The following is a 17873-nucleotide window of genomic DNA, read 5'->3' on the forward strand; positions in this document are numbered from 1 at the left end:
CCACCCGCCACACTCTCGGCATTCAGGTGCCCATGGCCACGGCAATCGCCGACGTCCAGGCTGCCCGCCGCGACTACATGGACGAATCCGGCGGTCGCTACGTGCACGTGATCGCCGACGGCGGACTGGGCTCCACCGGTTCGATCGTCAAGGCCTTCGCCATGGGCGCTGACGCCGTCATGCTCGGCTCAGCACTGTCCCGGGCCGAAGAAGCCCCCGGTCAGGGCTTCCACTGGGGTGCAGAAGCCCACCACCCGGAACTCCCGCGCGGCCGCCGCGTGCACATGGGCACCGTGGCACCGCTGGAGCAGCTCATCCACGGGCCGGGCCACTCCGCAGTGGGCGAAGTCAACCTCGCCGGTGCCCTCCGCCGCGCCCTTGCCACGACGGGCTACACGGACCTCAAATCCTTCCAGCGCGTCAACGTGGTCGTCGACGCCGAAAGCTGAGGGGCGCCGTGCTTCGTCTTGCCTTGAAACCCAGATGGCTGGGATTCCTGGCGCTCGTTCTGCTGCTGGTCACCGCTTTCGTCACGCTTTCTGCATGGCAGATTGACCGCGCCCAGTCCAAAAGCCAGCAGGCCGACAACCCCGAACTGGCGGTGGCGAAGCCCTTCAACGACATCATGCAAGCCCAGGGGCCCATGCCGGGCTACCTGGCCGACCAGCGGGTCACCATCAGCGGGCACTTCCTGCCAGACCAGCAGATCATCATCGACGACCGCTACCTGAACCGCGTCAAGGGCTACTGGGTCGTCACCATGTTCGCCCCTGACGACCCGCAGTTCTCCCAGGACGCAGACACCGACGAACTCGAATCCAAACCCGTCGCCATCCCGGTGGTGCGCGGATGGACAGAAGACCTCGAAACGGCCAAGGCAAGCACCGCCTCGGACGCGGAAGTCACACTTGACGCCCGCATCGCCCCCATTGAAGGCCCCCTGGACACAAAGGGCCTGCCCGAAGGCGTAGTCCGGTCCATTTCAACCTCACAGCTTGTCAACCTGTTCGACGTCTACACCTACTCCGCGTTCCTCTTCCCGCAGGAGAACCCGGAAGTCGGCATCGGCGGCGACCAGCTGTCCCATGTTCCCTACCAGGAACCGCAGGATGCGGGCTTTGACCTCCAATCGGCGTTCTACGCGGTCGAATGGATCGTGTTCGCAGTCTTCGCCGTGTACATCTGGTTCCGATTGCTGCGCGACGAATACAATTCTCTCCGCCGGGAAGAACAGGGCCCCGTTGAATACGTGGTGGTCAAAGACGCCGGCGAAAAGATGCCCCGCACTCGAACGAACGGAGACGACCAGTGAGCCAGGATCCCCAGAACGGCGGCGACCCTCTGGACCGCCGTCCCGAATTCAACGAGGAAGACCCCAACGCGGTGTTCACCCTCAACCGCTGGCAGTCCGCCCGCAACGCACTGCGGTTCTACCGGATCATGGCGATCATCACCGGCGTCATGCTGCTGATCCTGACGGTCGAAATGATCTTCAAGTACCTCATCTGGGGGCTCATGATGGGCGGCGACCCCTCCGAAGCGCTGACCTTCGGCAGCTTCAACGCCGCCGCGGCCGTCGCCATTGCACACGGCTGGTGCTACGTGGCCTACCTGATCGTGTGCTTCTGGCTGAACTCGCAGATGAAGTGGGGGCTGAAGAACCTCATCATCTTGGCCCTGGCCGGGGTTGTTCCGGTCATGTCGTTCATCGTCGAAGCGAAAATCCACCGCCGCGGTGAAAAAGAACTCGACGACGCTGTCGTCGTCGCACCGAAATCAGCCCTCTGACCACCGTCTGCACCAGCAGAATCAGCTCTGCGAAGGCTTAGGATAGAAGCATGACCCAGACCCCCGAAACCGGTACGGACGCTCGCCCCGTCCTCGTCGTCGACTTCGGTGCACAGACCGCGCAGCTGATCGCACGCCGTGTACGCGAAGCCGGGCTCTTCTCCGAAATCATTGCCCACACCGCAAGCGCTGACGAATTCGCGGCCAAGAATCCGGTCGCCATCGTGCTTTCGGGCGGGCCGTCATCCGTCAACGCAGAAGACGCCCTGTCCATTGACGCGGAGGTGTTCAACCTCGGCGTTCCCATGCTGGGCATATGCTACGGCTTCCAGACCATGGTGCAGGCACTCGGCGGTCGTGTGGCCCGCACCGGGGCCAGTGAGTACGGATCGACGGCACTCGAAGTGACAGAAGAAGGGGCTCTGCTGTCCGGCCTGCCCGCAGCGCAGACCGTCTGGATGTCCCACCGCGACTCCGCTGAAACCGCACCCGAGGGCTTCACGGTCCTAGCCAGCACAGCCGGGGCTCCCATCGCCGCAATAGAAGACAGCGAGCGTCGTTTTGCCGGGGTGCAGTGGCACCCGGAAGTCATGCACAGCGAATACGGCAAACAGACCATCGAGAACTTCTTGTTCAAGGTCGCTGGCCTCAGTGCGGACTGGTCGGCTGACTCGATCATCGACGAACAGGTTGCCCGCATCCGCGAACAGATCGGCACCAAGAAGGTCATCTGCGGTCTGTCCGGCGGCGTTGACTCCGCGGTCGCCGCAGCTCTCGTCCACCGCGCCGTGGGCGATCAGCTGACCTGCGTTTTCGTCGATCACGGCCTGCTGCGCAAAAACGAACGCGAACAGGTCGAACAGGACTACGTGGCAGCGACCGGCGTTCGACTGGTGACAGTCGACGCTTCGCAGAAGTTCCTGGGCGAACTCGACGGTGTTGAAGATCCCGAACGCAAGCGCAAGATCATCGGCCGCGAATTCATCCGCACCTTTGAACAGGCCGCGGCTGAACTCGTTGCAGAATCGCGCGAAGGCGACGGCGAAAACATCGAATTCCTGGTGCAGGGAACCCTGTATCCGGACGTTGTCGAATCCGGTGGGGGATCGGGCACCGCGAACATCAAGAGCCACCACAACGTCGGCGGTCTGCCGGAGGACCTCCAGTTCGAACTCGTCGAACCGCTGCGCGCGCTGTTCAAGGACGAAGTTCGGGCTGTTGGCCGCGAACTCGGTCTGCCGGAAGTGATCGTTGCCCGTCAGCCGTTCCCCGGCCCCGGCCTGGCCATCCGCATTGTCGGGGCGGTCAGCGAAGAGCGCCTGAGCATTCTGCGCGAAGCCGATGCGATTGCCCGCGAAGAACTCACCGCCGCCGGCCTTGACAACACCATCTGGCAGTGCCCCGTTGTGCTGCTGGCAGACGTCCGCTCCGTCGGCGTTGCCGGTGACGGCCGCACCTATGGCTACCCCGTTGTGCTGCGTCCCGTTTCGAGCGAAGATGCCATGACGGCAGACTGGACCCGCGTGCCCTATGACACGCTGTCGAAGATCTCCAACCGGATCACCAACGAAGTCGACGAGATCAACCGCGTCGTCCTCGACATCACCTCGAAGCCTCCGGGCACCATCGAATGGGAGTGAGCGGGGTGTAGCCCTTCCACTCAGAACATTGCGCCGACAAGCGAATGCTTGTCGGCGCAGTTGCGCTTAGGCGCGGGTGCGGCCTGACCTGGCCAGCTGCTGGCGCCTCTTGCCAGGAACAACACCCGTTAGCAACGAATCCACCCGTTAGCCCCAAGGGGACCCCCCCTCAGCAACAAATCTGCGCTTTAGCAACAACTGCTAACGGGAGTTTTTGTTGCTAAAGCGTGGGGCAGTGCTGGGAGGCGGCCTCAGCACTAGAACGAGGCAGAGGTTCGCACCTAGCTGAGGCGGGGCCTAGGCGGGGCGAGGTCTCTCAAGGCCAGCGGCGGCAGAATCACACGCCACCCCAATGTGGGCAACTCTGCTAACTCGGTAAGATTTCTTCACCTGAACAGTGTTCAGGTACGATTCACCTCATGACTTCCAACAACCCTTCCGCGCCGCAGAACGGCGCCCGCGGGCAGGGCGTTTCTGCCGGCCTGTCCGTTGCACTCATCGCCGTGTTCGCGGCTCTCATCTGGGTGTTCGCCCTCGTGCCTCCCATCCCGGTCGGTCCGGTCGGCGTGCCGATCACCCTGCAGACTCTCATGCTGGCCTTCACCGGCATGGTGTTGGGCCCCACGCGCGGCTTCATTGCGGTGCTGCTGTACTTGGCGCTGGGCTTTGTGGGTCTCCCCGTGTTCTCGGGAGGACGAGGCGGAATCGGCGTTCTCGCCGGCCCTTCAGCTGGCTTCATTCTGGGCTTCCCGTTCTACACGCTGCTGTCCGGTTGGACTGCACGCTTTGCCTACCGCCGCTTCTCCGGTGCCCGCCGAGTTGTCGTGATGATCCTCGGTTCGCTGGTGACCGCCTCGGTTCTTCTGCACCTGATGGGAATTGCCGGGATGTCCATCAACGGCGGCATCCCGTTCGGCGCTGCGACAGTTGCCGATATGGCCTATTGGCCCGGTGACGTCATCAAGACCACCGTTGCTGCTTTCCTAGCCGTGATGGTTCTGCGCGCCTTCCCGGTTCTGACACGACGCTGATGGCCCACATTGTCTTCGACGGCGCTCACGCCGCTGTTCTCGATTCGGCAGAAGGCGGGCCAGAGCGTCAGTGGCGCACCCTGGCAGGCCCTTTCACCTGCGAAATCAATGAGCAGCGGGTGGCCGTCATCGGCGCCAACGGTTCAGGTAAGTCCACGTTCCTGCGGATGATCAACGGCCTTACTCTGCCCACGTGGGGCAGGGTCGCCGTTGACGGCTTCGACACGGTCGATGACGGGCGCACCGTACGCCAAAACGTCGGCTTTGTCTTCACCGACCCGGCAGCGCAGCTGGTCATGCCGACCGTCATAGAAGACATCGAACTGTCACTGCGGCGCATAGAAGACAAGCGCCAGCGGCGCGAACGCTGCCTCGCGGTGCTCGACGAACTCGGCCTGACCGGACTTGCCGACCGATCGGTCTATGAGCTCTCCGGCGGCCAGCGCCAACTGGTGGCGCTGGCCTCGGTCCTCACGGTGGAACCGCAGGTTCTGCTGATGGACGAACCTACAACCCTGCTCGACCTGACTAACCGGACGCTCCTGCGGGATACCCTGGACGAACTCGCCGAAAAACGCGGCGTGCAGATCATCACCACCACTCACGATCTCGAATTCGCAGCCGATGCCGAACGTGCCCTGGTGATCGACGGCGGCCAGATCGCCTTCGACGGCCCTGCTGACCAGGCCATCGCCCACTACCGCAAAGCAGCTGTCTCAGCTGCCCGAGCCACACGCCGTCCCCCGCACAATCCCAGCACCCCGAGTGCCGATGACTGACAAGGCCGAGGAAAGCGGCGCCTCGTCAGCCAGCGTCGACCCCGCCGGCCAGACAGCGCCTCGCATGATTGCCCGATCGGCCATGCCGAAGCCGCGCACGGTTCAGCGTCGCCGCGGTGAATTCCTCGGGGTGCGCTGGCCGATTCCAGGCTGGCTGCACCGAACGCCCGCCTGGATCAAAGTCATCGTCCTGATGCTGACCAGCCTGCCGGTGATCATTGTGCGCGACGCATGGGTCAACGGTGCGGTGTTCGTGCTGATCGTGCTCATCGCACTCACTGCGGGCCTGCCGCTTGGCAAAGTGGTCCTGCCCCTGCTGCGCATGTGGCCGGTCATGCTGCTCTTGGTGCTCGGCAACCTCATATTCACAGACGCGGTCACCGCCGCCAGGGTGGCCACCGCCATGCTCGCAGGAGTCATCGGAGCATCCGTGCTCATCTTGACCACCAGCATCAGCGAACTGCTTCGCGTGTTCGCCGCTGCCGCCAGGCCGCTGGGCTGGGTGGGGGTAAGTCCCAGAATCGTGGGCCTGGCCGCGGCCCTCACCATTCGCAGTGTGTCGTATATCGCGGACCTCGTAGGGTTGGCCGCCGATTCCGCCCGCGCCCGCGGACTGGAAAGGTCACTGCGGGCGCGCTCAGTGCCGGTTGTGCTCGGTACGGTGCGCTACGCCATTGACACCGGTGCCGCGCTGGAAGCGCGCGGTCTCGTCGAAGAGCCGGGTAGTACCTCGGGGGAGTAGGCGACCGGGACCTCCGGGAGGGGTGCCGCTGCGGCAGCTGCGCTTTGGCACACCGCCGAGGCGCCGACTACCGGGAGTGCGCCAGGTTTTCGTGAGCGGCAATCGCCTGCGCGTAATAGCCGACCAGCTGCGAGCACACCCCGCGCCACGTGCGGGACTCGACTTCGGCCCGGGCGGCCTGCGCAAAGGCGCGGCGCTTGGCATCGTCACCCAGCAGGTCCAAAGCGCGGTCGCGCAGACCCGCAACATCGCCCGGGGCGTACAGCCAGCCGGTGCGCGAATGATCCACCAGGTCCAGCGGTCCGCCGCGAGCCGGCGCGATCACGGGGACACCGGAGGCCATGGCCTCCTGAATTGTCTGGCAGAACGTCTCAAATTCACCGGGTGCTATGCACAGGTCAAAGCCGGCAACAGCCCGGGCCAGAGCTTCGCCGCCGAGAAAGCCCGTGAAGTGCGCGTTCGGCAGAACCGTCCGCAGGCGGCCCATGAGCGGACCTTCGCCGATGATGACGATCTTGGCATCGGGGACATCGGCAAGCACCCGCAGATTCTCCACCTGTTTTTCGGCGGCCAGCCGACCCACGTAGCCGATGACCTTCTTCCCGCCGGCCACCGACTGCCGCCACTCATCGCACCTGCGGTCCGGGTGAAAACGCGCGGCGTCGACGCCTCGGGCCCATTTGGCGATCCGGTCAACACCGTGCGATTCCAGCTGTTCGATCGTCGGGGTCGACGGGGCGAGGGTCATGGTGGCGCGGTTGTGGATGTTTCGCACGTGGCCCCACAGCATGGACTCAACGCCGGTAAGACCGTAGCGGGCAGCGTAGGCGGGAACCTCAGTCTGGTAGACCGCGACTGACGGGATGTTGAGCTCCTGGCACGCCTGCACCGCACGCCATCCCAGAAGGAACGGCGAGGCTATGTGCACAACATCAGGCGCGAAATCGGCGAGAATCCGGCGGATGCGGGCGACTCCACCAGGCGCTACGCGCAGCCGCTTATACGCGGGGAAAGCCAGCGAGGGCACATAGACAATCGGCACGCCCATGTATTCACGCGGACCGCCCATTCGGGTGCCCGGGGCAATGACCAGAGCTTCATAGCCGCGTTCGGTGATGTGCTCAATCGCCTTGAGGAGACTTCCGACAACACCATTCATCTGGGGCAGAAAAGTTTCAGCAACAATCGCAACTCTCACGGTTTTAGGATCATCCACCCAGGTGGCCGTTTTGCCACGCACAGAACACTCCAAGGTGAACTTTCGGTCACCTGCCCGGTGAGTCCTTTCAGCCGCCAAGGCCGGTCGATACCATGAGTGCAGCCTGGAACGCGGGTGCGGATAAGGTGCTCACAGCAGCTGTCCCAACGGCCCCATCGGGTGCCGAGAACATGGATCGTGCAGGTGTTCGGAGAGAAGGCGAAGGAGGCGCGGTGGCAGAGATCGTCCTCGTGATCGTTGCGGTCGTCCTGTGTTTGGGTCTGGCCTACCTTCTGTACTCCCGGGGCTCGCGGCTGAGACTGGCGCTTGACCTCGTGGGGGAGGCCCAGCGGCAGCTGGACCAGGTGCGCACGGACCGGCACGCCCTCGTGCCCGAGTTCCTGCGCATGGCGACAGCTCATTCGGAACAGGACGAACACCATCAGCGGGCAGTGCAGGATGCTCTGCGGCGGGCCAGAACGGTCAAGGACGCATCCGAAATCGGGCAGGCGGAAGAGCGGCTGACCCACGCAATCGACGCACTGGCCATTGGGCTCATTGAAGTTGACCAGCACCGCCAAAGCTTAGGTTCGGCAATCGATCTGCACGCCCAAATGCGGATCATCGAAGGGCGGATCGTGTCCAGCATCCGCTATTACAACCTGGCAGTTGCCAAATACACTTCGCAGCGTCGCCAGCCGACTGCCTTCGCCCTTCGCACGGCGTTTCCGCTGCTTGTTCCCATGGAGTACCAGGATGTCGAAGCGGAGCCCGTCGTAGAGTTTCGTCCGTGAGGTTTCGACTCGATCTTGGTTATGACGGCACCAACTTCCGCGGGTGGGGAGTGCAGCCGAATCTGCGCACCGTCCAGGGAACCCTGGAAGAGGCGCTCGCTTTGGTCTGCCGTTCTCGCGTGCGCACGGTTGTTGCCGGGCGCACCGATGCGGGAGTGCACGCGCGCCGGCAGGCTGTGCACCTGGACCTCGGCGAAGCCCAGATTGCGGCACTCGTGGGGCAGCGTCGAGTCGATCGGGACGGTGTTCCGCGCACGCCTGAATCTGCCCTTGTCAGCCGTCTGCGCGGTGCGCTGAGTCGACTGGATGCCCACGATGTCGTCATTCACGGTGCCGCTGCGGTATCGGATGACTTCGATGCGCGCTTCTCGGCACAGTGGCGGGCCTACTCGTACCGGCTGGCTGATGACCTGTCGTTCTTCGATCCCCTTCTGGCCGCCGCTACGGTCCGCCACCGAGGTGCCCTCGACTCTGACGCCATGGCCCGTGCCGCTGCCGGACTGCTGGGCCTGCATGACTTTCTGCCGTTCTGCAAACCCCGCCCGGATTCGACAACCATCCGCACGCTGCAGCAGATCTCAGTCGGCCGCGACCGTGATGGGGTGATTGTCTTCAGGCTGCGCGCGGATGCCTTCTGCCACCACATGGTCCGCGCAATCGTCGGCGGCCTGATCCGAGTCGGCACGGGTGCGTGGTCAGCTGATTACCCTGCCCAATTGCTGGAACGGGCCAGCTCACAAGGTGGAAGCCCGGAACCGCTTTACATAGCCCCCGGGGAGGGGCTGGTGATGGAAGAAGTGGGCTATCCTCCGGAAGGTGAATGGGCCGCGCGGGCGCGGCAGACGCGGGCTCGGAGGGACTCGGCCGAGCTGGGAAACGGGTAGCGCACGACAACGGCCCTTCATGAATAGGCCATGTTGAGTTCATAAAGAAGTCCCCAAAAATGTCTCAGATTTGCAACACTATGGTCAGACCTTTTCCAGGAACGCGCGAATAGACGCTGACTCAGAAACAGAGGATTGAACATGTTCAAAGCACGCCGTGCGCTGTGCGGAGGCGCTGCCGCCGCCGCACTGGTCGCACCTCTCGGCGCAATGCCGGTTTACGCGGACGCCCCGGAGGGCGCCAAGCTCCAGGTGCTGGGAATCACCGACTTCCACGGACGAATCGCAGACCCCGACGGCCAGGCAATGGCCTCGACCATCGAAAACCAGCGCGGCAAAGCTGAGGGCAGCTCAGTTCTGCTGTCCGCCGGCGACAACATCGGCGCAAGCACCTACGTGTCGTCTTCTCAGAAAGACGAGCCCACGATTGACTACCTCAACGCACTGGGGCTCGACGCCTCGGCAATGGGCAACCACGAATACGACCGCGGTTTCAAAGACTTCAGCGAGCGCGTGCTGGCAGGGCCTCACAAGGCAGAGTTCCCGCACCTGGCCGCCAACGTCTACAAGAAGGGCACCAAAGACGTCCCAGAAGGCGTCAAGGACTACGAAATCATCGAAAAGGACGGCATTAAGATTGCCGTCATCGGTGTTGTGACGCAGGAAACCGCAAGCCTCGTCAGCCCGTCTGGAATCAAGAACCTTGACTTCGGCGACACCGCAGAAGCGGTCAAGAACACCTCGAAGAAGATCGCCGACCTGCCCGAGGATCAGGCACCGGACGTGACGCTTGTTCAGGCGCACGTCGGTATGAGCGGATCGGCTGAGGGAGACAGCTGCTCCACTGCGATCGGCAAGAGCAAGGAAGTCAAGAGCATCCTCGACTCCGCTGACGATTCAGTCGACGCGTTCTTCCTCGGCCACACGCACGTTCCGGTCAACTGCACCTACAAGAAGGGCGACAATACGGTCCCCGTGATGCAGGCAGGCCAGTACGGCAAGAACGTCGCCGCGATCAACCTGACCTCTAAGGGCGACGGCAGCTGGACCGTCGACAGTCAGGAAGTTGTCGACACCAAGGGGCAGACTGCCTCGACTGAGACCATCGGCAAGACCGGTGAGATCATCAAGGCAGCCACCGAAAAGTCGCAGGAAATCGGCAAGGAAGTAGCCGGTGAAATCGACGAAGACATCACGCGCGCCTTCGACAAGGACGGCACGGAAGACCGCGGTGCCGAATCGACGCTCGGCAACCTCGTTGCTGACGCACTCAACGAAGGCACCGGCCTGTCTCAGCTGGAGAAGTCGGACTTCGGCATCACGAACCCGGGTGGTCTGCGCACCGATCTGAAGGTCGATGACATCTTCAACGGCGAAAAGCCCGGCGAAGTCACGGTTGCAGAACTCAACCAGGTTCTTCCGTTTGCCAATGACCACGGAGTTGTTTCGCTCAAGGGCGCCGACGTCATCAAGCTGTTTGAACAGCAGTGGCAGCCTGATGGTGCCAGCCGTCCGTTCCTGCACCTGGGCGTGTCTAAGGAACTCGAAGTCGTCTACGACTCCAAGGCTGAACGCGGCAAGCACGTGGTATCCGTCAAGGTAAACGGCAAGGACATTGACCCGAAGAAGACCTACCGTGTGGCCACCCTGTCCTTCCTGGCGGCAGGCGGCGACAACTTCGAGGCCTTTGCCAACGGCAAGTTCGAACAGTCCGGTCTGACCGACTTCGAAGTGTGGGAAGCCTACTTCAATGCCCGTCAGGATGAAGGCAAGAAGGTGAAGGCCGACAAGGACGAACGTCAGGCTGACGCTGCGCTGGACGTGATGAAGAACGGCGACCTCGAAGTCTCCATCGACCATCCTGCGGGCAAAGACGGCGGCTTTGCAATCAAGGCCGGCAGCACCGCGGAGATCGGCGTTCAGTTCAACGCCAAGAAGGAAATCAAGGGCCCTCTGCAGATGACCTTCGACCTGCCGAAGGGTGTTTCGATCGACCTTGGCAAGCACGCCGTCAAGGGCAAGAAGAACGCTGCGAAGTTCGACTCGGTTCCCGAAGGCAAGTCCGAGGTGAAGTTCAAGGTCACCGCTTCAAAGGACGCAGGCAAGAAGGGCACACCGAAGGCCGGCGGCAAGGTTGACGGAGCTGAGGCTGCTAAGGCCGAAGGCGGCAAAGCCAAGGCAGACAAGGGGTCGAAGATGACGGCTTCCCTCACTGCTTCGCCCGATCACGACTGGTGGGACAACAACCCGCTGCCCATCGGCGGCAAGGTCGAAATTCCCGTGAGTGTGGTTTCTGCTGCCGACAAACCTGCCGATGCGCAAAAGCCGGAAGCTGACGACAAGACCGTCAAGCCGGGGGCTGGCGACAAAGGCGCTGAGCCGGAAGCCGGTGACAAGGACGCGCAGCCGGGAGCTGCCGACACCGACGGCGATAAGCCGGGTGACGGAGCGAACAACCCGCTGCCGCGCACGGGTACGGAACTCGGCCTGGCTGCTGCCGCGGCAGTCGCACTGCTGCTGACCGGTGCCGGTGCGCTTGTCGTCACCCGCCGCAAGAACGCAGACGTGAACTGAAGCTGCGGTTCTTAAGGTTCTGAGTCACTGAGGCGCAAGCCCTGAATGCTTCGGCGGGCAGTTCCCACAGGGGAGCTGCCCGCCGAAGCGTTTCCGCATACACCGGCTCCGTTTTGCAAAGCCGCGCGAATCCAGGCTAGTATGGACAGTCGCTGTACGTCAGATACACATGCCGCAGACCTCTAGTCGCGTTGCAGGACAAGCGGGAAATGTATACGCGTACCGTGCACCTCAAGCAAGTCAAGTACTGCTGAACAAGACTCACGACCTTGTCAGGCAGACGTGTGTGGCTTGGAAGCTAGAGACGAAAAGAAGGCAACTTTTGCGTACGTACACACCAAAGCCCGGCGATGTCGAGCGCCAGTGGCACGTCATCGACGCCACTGACGTCGTTCTCGGTCGCCTTGCTTCGCAGGCAGCTCGTCTGCTGCGCGGCAAGCACAAGGTGGAATTCGCACCTCACATCGACACGGGTGACTTTGTCATCATCATCAACGCGGACAAGATTGTGCTCACCGGCGACAAGCTGGAGAAGAAGCGCGCCTACCGCCACTCCAACTACCCGGGTGGTCTCAAGAGCCTCAGCTACGAAGAGCTCCTTGAGAAGTTCCCCGAGCGTGCAGTGGAGAAGGCTGTTGCAGGCATGATCCCCAAGAACCGCCTCGGCCGTGCCCAGATGCGCAAGCTGAAGGTGTACGCAGGTGCTGAGCACCCGCACGCCTCGCAGAACCCGCAGAAGTACGAAATCAGCCAGGTCGCGCAGTAAGCGCCCAAGGCTCAGTTAACCGAGGAGAATCGTGGCTGACAACCAGAACCTGAACGAGGACGTCGAAATGACGTCGTACTCGACCGAAACCCCGGCTTCGGCTGGTCTCGGCGAAACCGTGGCCGGTGGCCGCGGCGAATCGCTCACCGCTCCCGGCCAGGGCGTTGGCCGTCGCAAGCGCGCAATCGCTCGCGTCCGCCTGGTCCCCGGCACCGGTGAATGGAAGATCAACGGTCGTGACCTTGAAGCCTACTTCCCGAACAAGATGCACCAGCAGCTCGTTCGCGACCCCTTCCGCCTGCTTGACCTCGAAGGCCGTTTTGACGTCTTCGTGCGCATTTCCGGTGGTGGACCCTCCGGCCAGGCCGGTGCTGTCCGCCTGGGCATCGCCCGTTCGCTGAACGAAATCGACCGTGAAAACAACCGCCCTGAACTGAAGAAGGCCGGTTACCTCACGCGTGACGCTCGCGTTCCCGAACGCAAGAAGGCCGGTCTCAAGAAGGCTCGCAAGGCTCCGCAGTTCTCTAAGCGCTGATCTTCGCCCACCCGGGCAGATCGCACTTGGGGCGCACGACGCCTGCATCAAGACCCCCGCACTTTCGGTGCGGGGGTTTTGTGCTTTCCGGGTACGAGGCGCCGCGCGCCTTCCGCTGTGTTCTTCATGCACTGCGGGGTTCTGATCAGGTGTTCAGCTTCGCAAACGTAAAATGGTTCCGATCAAAAACAGGAGGTTCTATGAGCAGGCTTTTCGGCACGGACGGCGTTCGCGGTCTGGCCAACAGGGACATCACCGCTCGACTCGCTCTCCAGTTGGGTGTGGCAGGCAGTCGGGTTCTCGGCAGGCCCGAGAAGCGCTATGGGTCAGGCGGCAAACGCCCCTTTGCGATTGTCGGCAGGGACACCCGCATCAGCGGTGACTTCCTGGCTTCGGCTATTTCCGGCGGAATCGCCTCGACGGGTGTAGATGTGTGGAACGCCGGTGTTCTGCCCACCCCGGGTGTGGCCTATGCCGTGAAGGCAACCGGTGCTGATTTCGGTGTTGTGCTGTCCGCCAGCCACAATCCCATGCCGGACAACGGCATTAAGTTCTTCGGTCCCGGCGGCACCAAACTCGACGATGCCGCGGAAGATGAAATCCTCGAACTGCTCGACGCTGAATGGGATCGTCCCACCGGCGCGGATGTCGGCCGCATCAAACCGTATGCTGCGGCAGCAGATGAATTCACCGAACACCTGGTGTCCACCCTCGGCGACACTTCCACCCCGCTGCAGGGACTACGCGTGGTTGTCGACTGCGCCAATGGCGCCGCATCTGTCGTAGGCCCCGCAGCTCTGCGTCAGGCTGGTGCGGATGTGACGGTGATTGCGGCCAGCCCTGACGGCCTGAACATCAACGACGGTGTCGGCTCCACACACCTGGGGTCACTGCAGGAAGCTGTCGTCGAAAACGGCGCTGACCTTGGGGTGGCCTTTGACGGCGACGCCGACCGCTGTTTGGCAGTTGATGCGCGCGGGCGCGAAGTCAACGGAGACCAGATCATGGGCATCCTGGCGCTGGGCATGAAAGAAGCGGGCACTCTGAAGAACGACACGCTCGTCACAACCGTCATGTCGAACCTTGGACTCAAACTGGCAATGGAACGGGCGGGCATTGCGGACGTGCAGACGAAAGTCGGCGACCGCTACGTGCTGGAGGGCATGCTGGCCGGCGGCCACGTGCTCGGCGGTGAACAGTCCGGCCATGTGCTCCTGCTTGATCACGGAACAACCGGCGACGGAGTGCTGACAGCACTTCACCTGATCAACCGCCTGGCCTCCACCGGCCGTACGCTGGCTGATCTTGCCGCGGAAATCCCGCAGCTGCCGCAGGTTCTCATCAACGTCAGCGGAGTCGACAAGACACGCACCGACGACCCCGCCGTTCAGGCTGAGGTCGCCGCTGTCGAAGGCGAACTCGGCAAGACAGGCCGCGTTCTGTTGCGGGCCTCCGGCACCGAACCGGTCATCCGCGTCATGGTCGAAGCCGAAACAGAATCCGAAGCGCAGAAGCAGGCCGAACGCCTGGCCGAGTGCGTCAAGCAGAACCTTGCTCTGTGAGCGTCTGCGGCGGGCTGCCGCTGAGCTGATGAACGGGCGGTGACCAGGCGGTGCAGAAGAGCGCGCGCAGCGGGAAAGTCCTCTACGGACGCTTAGCCGCCGGGTTTGCCGCAACTGCCTCGACGGCGGTCGGCACCGTCGTCGTAATCGGTTTGAGCCTCGTGGCTAGGGCAACGTCGGGTATGTCCGGCCTGTGGTGGATGTTCGGTGTGCTGACATCATCATTTGCCGTACTCGGCGGCATCGCCGCGGTCGGTGCTTTCCTCACCGGTTTCGTGCGGGCGGGCTATGTGGCTGACCCGGCCGCGCCTGCCCGCTGGAGCGCAATGACAGCACTGTTCATAGCCTTCGCGACCCCGGTTGCTCTGTACATCGTCACCGGCCCGTGGCTGACCAACGGGCTGATCGTCGCAGTTTCGACGTTGCTGTGCTCAGCAGCTGGCGCGCTCATCTTCCTGCTGGTCTGGCCGCTTCTGCTGCGAGCAGGTGCGGTGAGCTCAATCGACGTCTGAGGTTCATCGCATAGAGGCCCGATCTCTGCCGCTACAGCGGGAGTCATTAGTCTGCCGAGGCGCCGCCGGCAGGATCTTCTGACTCTTCTTGGTCTGCAAACTGGGTGGTGTACAGCTGCGCGTAGCGACCGCCCTGAGCCAGAAGCTCGCTGTGGGTGCCGCGTTCAACAGCCTGCCCTCCTTCGATCACGATGATCTGATCGGCACTGCGCACAGTCGACAGGCGGTGGGCGATGACAAGCGCCGTCCTGCCGGTCATAGCTTCGTTCAGGGCCTGTTGGACAGCCGCCTCGTTTGTTGAATCGAGAGCGCTCGTAGCCTCATCGAGCACCACGACCGCCGGTTCGGCCAAAAGCAGACGGGCAATTGTCAGCCGCTGGCGTTCCCCGCCGGACAGCCGGTAGCCCCTTTCTCCGATCACGGTGTCAAGACCGTCGGGCAGGGCGTCGATGACGGTCCAGAGCCTGGCGCGCTCCAGCACAGAGCGCAGCTGAGCATCCGATGCGTCCGGTTTGGCAATCGTCAGATTGTCGCGGATCGATTCGTGGAACAGGTGTCCGTCCTGGGTGACCATGCCGACGGTCGACTTCAGCGTGTCAAAGCTCAGCTGGCGCACATCAACACCGGACAGCTCAACCGAGCCTTCCGTTACGTCGTACAGCCTGGGCAGCAGGGAGGCGATTGTGGACTTCCCCGCACCGGATGAGCCGACCAGGGCGACCGTGTGCCCGGCCGGGACGGAGATATTCAGCCCGTGCAGCACCTCGGCTGATTCTCGACCGTCGAGAACCGCAACGTCTTCAAGAGAGGCGAGCGACACCTCGGCGGCGGTGGGGTAGCGGAACGAAACATCTCGGTACTCAACAGACACAGGGCCCGCCGGCAGGGGCTTCGGATTGACCGGTTCCTGAACGGTCGAGCGCAAGTCGAGAACCTCGAACACCCGCTGGAACGATACAATGGCCGATGTCACGTCCATGCGCGCATTCGCCAGCATCGTCAGCGGCGTGTACAGACGGGTCAGCAGAAGCGCGAGCGTAACAACCTTTCCGGCATCGAGTGAACCGGCCACCGCCTGCATACCGCCGACGCCGTAGACCAGCGCCAAAGCCAGTGCCGACACGAGAGTGAGCGCGGCAAGGAACGTCACCTGCAGCATGGCGGTGCGCACACCGATATCGCGCACTCGGCCAGCACGCTCAGCAAATTCCGCAGATTCCTTCTGCGGGCTGCCGAACAGCTTGACCAGAGTCGCCCCACCAGCGGAAAACCGCTCTGTCATGCGTGTGGACATAGCCGCGTTGAGATCAGCGGCAGCAAACTGCAGCGACGCCAAACGCCCCGCAATGAAGCGGGCGGGCACGAGGAAAATCGGCAGGAGCAGCACGGACAGCACCGTCACCTGCCACGAAATCGCGACCATCACACCGACCGTCAGAGCAAGCGACACAAGGTTCGTCACAACCCCGGACAGCGTGTTGGAAAACGCCCGCTGGGCACCCATGACATCGTTGTTCAGCCGCGATATGAGCGCACCCGTGCGGGTCCGGTTGAAAAACGCGACCGGCAGAGTCTGCACGTGGTCGAAAACGGCTGTGCGCAGATCGTAGATGAGCCCTTCGCCGATGCGGGCAGAAAGAAAGCGCGACAGTATTGTCAGGGCCGCATCGACCACTGCGAGCAAGCCCATGAGAACCGCCGTGCCGACAATCAGCTTCGCAGGCCCACCAGCGGTAATGGCATTGACCACCCGCCCGGCCAGCACCGGAGTGGCCACGGCAACACCGGCGGATACCGCCGAGAGCAGGATGAAAAGGACCAGTTTGCTCTTGTGCCCGGCTGCAAAACCGCCGATGCGCCGAAGAGCTTCCCGGTCAACCTCGGGGGCGGGACGGCCCTTAGTGCGCTGGCTGGCAGTTGTGCGATGCAGAATCCCCATGGGGGAGTAGTTCGTCACGGTGCTCCTTTCCTCACCCGTATCAGCCGAGCCGGCCTCACAGGGACGCACGGGAAGTCTAGCCCCGCCCAGAGGCAGTGCGTCCGGGCTGGGCTGTCTCTCAGCGGCAGTCCGGCTCCGCCTCGTCATGTGGAGGTTTATGACGAAACACGGGCAATGCGTTTCCGCACAGTGAGAAGGTGACGACAATAACTGAACAATTCGCATAGAAGGACTGCACATATGAAACTGCGCATCGCAGCTATCGTCGCTGCCGCAAGCCTGGTTCTCACCGGCTGCGGTGCAGGCGGAGGAGACCAGGAGGTCGGCCAGAAGAACGGCGATATCACCAAGCTGACCGTCGGCGTTTCGCCCGTCCCACACGGTGACATTCTGCGCTACGTCGACGAAAACCTGGCTGAAGAAGCCGGCCTTGACATCGAGATCAAGGAGTACACCGACTACGCGCTGCCCAACCGTGCGCTCGTCGACGGCGACCTCGACGCCAACTACTTCCAGCACAAGCCGTACCTGGACGAGGAAGTCGAAGGCCAGGGCTACAAGATCCACGGTTTCGAAGGCGTGCACATCGAACCGATCGCACTGTTCTCCAAGAAGGTGGAGTCGGTTGACGAACTTCCCGACGGCGGCACCATCGGCATCAACAACGACCCCGCCAACCAGGGCCGCGCACTCGAAATGCTTGCCAAGGAAGGCGTTATCAGCCTCGCTGACGGCAAGGACGCAACCACCGCCACAATCAAGGACATCAAGGACAACCCGAAGAAGCTCGAATTCAAGGAAGCCGACGCAGCACAGCTGTCGCGCACCTTGGAAGACACCGATGCTTCGATCATCAACGGCAACAACGCCCTGGAAGCCGGACTGTCGCCCACCAAGGACTCGGTGCTCGTCGAATCGGCTGAAGACAACCCCTACGCGAACTTCCTCGCAGTCCGCGAAGGCGACCAGGACAACGAAGCCATCAAGAAGCTCGACGAACTGCTGCACTCACCGGAAGTGAAGAAGTTCATCGAAGACAAGTGGACCGACGGCGCGGTGCTCCCCGCTTTCTGATCCACCCATCCGCAAGGGCTCAGGCCCTGTAAGACCCACCAGACGCCGGGTCCAG

The 17873-nt window shown here is 62.8% G+C and carries 17 protein-coding genes; 15 read left to right on the forward strand and 2 right to left on the reverse strand.

The genetic code is table 11. The annotated features are described in order from the left end of the window. From HMPREF3162_RS11995 to HMPREF3162_RS03905, 7 genes are all read left to right on the forward strand, one after another. Window positions 1–449 (forward strand): IMP dehydrogenase (locus HMPREF3162_RS11995; protein ID WP_256282678.1); only part of this gene is annotated, 449 nt, incomplete at its 5' end. Between the two features lie 8 nt (window positions 450–457). Beyond that, on the forward strand, window positions 458–1312 hold the full coding sequence (locus HMPREF3162_RS03880) for an SURF1 family protein (protein WP_070574604.1): 855 nt from the start codon (window positions 458–460) through the stop codon (window positions 1310–1312). Further along, window positions 1309–1788 (forward strand): DUF3817 domain-containing protein, encoded by a 480-nt coding sequence (locus HMPREF3162_RS03885; RefSeq protein WP_083304158.1) that lies wholly within the window; start codon window positions 1309–1311, stop codon window positions 1786–1788. The genes HMPREF3162_RS03880 and HMPREF3162_RS03885 overlap by 4 nt, the downstream gene beginning before the upstream one ends. Before the next feature lie 50 nt (window positions 1789–1838). Further along, entirely contained in the window at window positions 1839–3428 is a 1590-nt protein-coding gene (gene guaA / locus HMPREF3162_RS03890; protein ID WP_070574602.1) for a glutamine-hydrolyzing GMP synthase, read from the forward strand. A gap of 419 nt (window positions 3429–3847) precedes the next feature. Next, the gene (locus HMPREF3162_RS03895; RefSeq protein ID WP_256278284.1) at window positions 3848–4459 is read left to right on the forward strand and encodes a biotin transporter BioY; all 612 of its coding nucleotides are present in this window, start codon (window positions 3848–3850) and stop codon (window positions 4457–4459) included. Beyond that, window positions 4459–5238, forward strand: a complete 780-nt coding sequence (locus tag HMPREF3162_RS03900; protein WP_070574599.1) for an ABC transporter ATP-binding protein — start codon at window positions 4459–4461, stop codon at window positions 5236–5238. The genes HMPREF3162_RS03895 and HMPREF3162_RS03900 overlap by 1 nt, the downstream gene beginning before the upstream one ends. Beyond that, window positions 5231–5980 carry an energy-coupling factor transporter transmembrane component T family protein gene (locus HMPREF3162_RS03905; protein WP_256278283.1) on the forward strand — a complete coding sequence of 250 codons (750 nt, stop codon included), beginning with the start codon at window positions 5231–5233 and terminating at the stop codon, window positions 5978–5980. Before HMPREF3162_RS03900 ends, HMPREF3162_RS03905 begins: the two co-directional genes overlap by 8 nt. Window positions 5981–6047: 67 nt before the next feature. On the opposite strand, the gene HMPREF3162_RS03910 is transcribed toward HMPREF3162_RS03905, so the two are convergent. After that, a complete protein-coding gene (locus HMPREF3162_RS03910) occupies window positions 6048–7139 on the reverse strand; it encodes a glycosyltransferase family 4 protein (RefSeq protein ID WP_083304197.1) in 1092 nt (363 codons plus the stop codon). Between the two features lie 272 nt (window positions 7140–7411). Here HMPREF3162_RS03910 and HMPREF3162_RS03915 point away from each other — a divergent pair, with 272 nt between their 5' ends. The 7 genes from HMPREF3162_RS03915 (at window position 7412) to HMPREF3162_RS03945 (ending at window position 14805) form a co-directional block, all read left to right on the forward strand. After that, window positions 7412–7972, forward strand: a complete 561-nt coding sequence (locus HMPREF3162_RS03915; protein WP_070776969.1) for a LemA family protein — start codon at window positions 7412–7414, stop codon at window positions 7970–7972. Beyond that, window positions 7969–8856, forward strand: coding sequence for a tRNA pseudouridine(38-40) synthase TruA (gene truA, locus HMPREF3162_RS03920; RefSeq protein ID WP_070776970.1), 888 nt, complete (start codon window positions 7969–7971; stop codon window positions 8854–8856). Before HMPREF3162_RS03915 ends, truA begins: the two co-directional genes overlap by 4 nt. 141 nt (window positions 8857–8997) lie before the next feature. After that, a complete protein-coding gene (locus HMPREF3162_RS03925; RefSeq protein WP_070776971.1) occupies window positions 8998–11430 on the forward strand; it encodes a 5'-nucleotidase C-terminal domain-containing protein in 2433 nt (810 codons plus the stop codon). A 322-nt stretch (window positions 11431–11752) separates the two neighbouring features. After that, window positions 11753–12196, forward strand: a complete 444-nt coding sequence (gene rplM, locus HMPREF3162_RS03930; protein ID WP_019176036.1) for a 50S ribosomal protein L13 — start codon at window positions 11753–11755, stop codon at window positions 12194–12196. 67 nt (window positions 12197–12263) lie between these two features. Further along, window positions 12264–12731, forward strand: coding sequence for a 30S ribosomal protein S9 (rpsI, locus tag HMPREF3162_RS03935; protein WP_070777018.1), 468 nt, complete (start codon window positions 12264–12266; stop codon window positions 12729–12731). 200 nt (window positions 12732–12931) lie between these two features. Further along, window positions 12932–14293, forward strand: coding sequence for a phosphoglucosamine mutase (gene glmM / locus HMPREF3162_RS03940; RefSeq protein ID WP_070574589.1), 1362 nt, complete (start codon window positions 12932–12934; stop codon window positions 14291–14293). Between the two features lie 50 nt (window positions 14294–14343). Further along, window positions 14344–14805, forward strand: a complete 462-nt coding sequence (locus HMPREF3162_RS03945; protein WP_070776972.1) for a hypothetical protein — start codon at window positions 14344–14346, stop codon at window positions 14803–14805. Between the two features lie 46 nt (window positions 14806–14851). Here the strand turns inward: HMPREF3162_RS03945 and HMPREF3162_RS03950 are convergent, their stop codons facing one another. Next, the gene (locus tag HMPREF3162_RS03950; protein WP_070777019.1) at window positions 14852–16744 is read right to left on the reverse strand and encodes an ABC transporter ATP-binding protein; all 1893 of its coding nucleotides are present in this window, start codon (window positions 16742–16744) and stop codon (window positions 14852–14854) included. Window positions 16745–16984: 240 nt separating this feature from the next. Here HMPREF3162_RS03950 and HMPREF3162_RS03955 point away from each other — a divergent pair, with 240 nt between their 5' ends. Further along, window positions 16985–17818 carry a MetQ/NlpA family ABC transporter substrate-binding protein gene (locus HMPREF3162_RS03955; protein ID WP_070776973.1) on the forward strand — a complete coding sequence of 278 codons (834 nt, stop codon included), beginning with the start codon at window positions 16985–16987 and terminating at the stop codon, window positions 17816–17818. Window positions 17819–17873 lie beyond the last annotated feature (55 nt).

The sequence above is a fragment of the Brevibacterium sp. HMSC07C04 genome, from assembly GCF_001815905.1.
In the GTDB taxonomy this organism is placed as follows: Bacteria; Actinomycetota; Actinomycetes; order Actinomycetales; family Brevibacteriaceae; genus Brevibacterium.

What these genes read in the sequence shown, in the direction of transcription:
- guaA (WP_070574602.1), top strand. Translation starts at nt 1,839, where the DNA reads ATGACCCAGACCCCCGAAACCGGTACGGACGCTCGCCCCGTCCTCGTC.
- HMPREF3162_RS03895 (WP_256278284.1), top strand. Translation starts at nt 3,848, where the DNA reads ATGACTTCCAACAACCCTTCCGCGCCGCAGAACGGCGCCCGCGGGCAG.
- HMPREF3162_RS03900 (WP_070574599.1), top strand. Translation starts at nt 4,459, where the DNA reads ATGGCCCACATTGTCTTCGACGGCGCTCACGCCGCTGTTCTCGATTCG.
- HMPREF3162_RS03905 (WP_256278283.1), top strand. Translation starts at nt 5,231, where the DNA reads ATGACTGACAAGGCCGAGGAAAGCGGCGCCTCGTCAGCCAGCGTCGAC.
- HMPREF3162_RS03910 (WP_083304197.1), bottom strand. Translation starts at nt 7,139, where the DNA reads ATGAATGGTGTTGTCGGAAGTCTCCTCAAGGCGATTGAGCACATCACC.
- HMPREF3162_RS03925 (WP_070776971.1), top strand. Translation starts at nt 8,998, where the DNA reads ATGTTCAAAGCACGCCGTGCGCTGTGCGGAGGCGCTGCCGCCGCCGCA.
- rpsI (WP_070777018.1), top strand. Translation starts at nt 12,264, where the DNA reads ATGACGTCGTACTCGACCGAAACCCCGGCTTCGGCTGGTCTCGGCGAA.
- glmM (WP_070574589.1), top strand. Translation starts at nt 12,932, where the DNA reads ATGAGCAGGCTTTTCGGCACGGACGGCGTTCGCGGTCTGGCCAACAGG.
- HMPREF3162_RS03950 (WP_070777019.1), bottom strand. Translation starts at nt 16,744, where the DNA reads ATGGGGATTCTGCATCGCACAACTGCCAGCCAGCGCACTAAGGGCCGT.
- HMPREF3162_RS03955 (WP_070776973.1), top strand. Translation starts at nt 16,985, where the DNA reads ATGAAACTGCGCATCGCAGCTATCGTCGCTGCCGCAAGCCTGGTTCTC.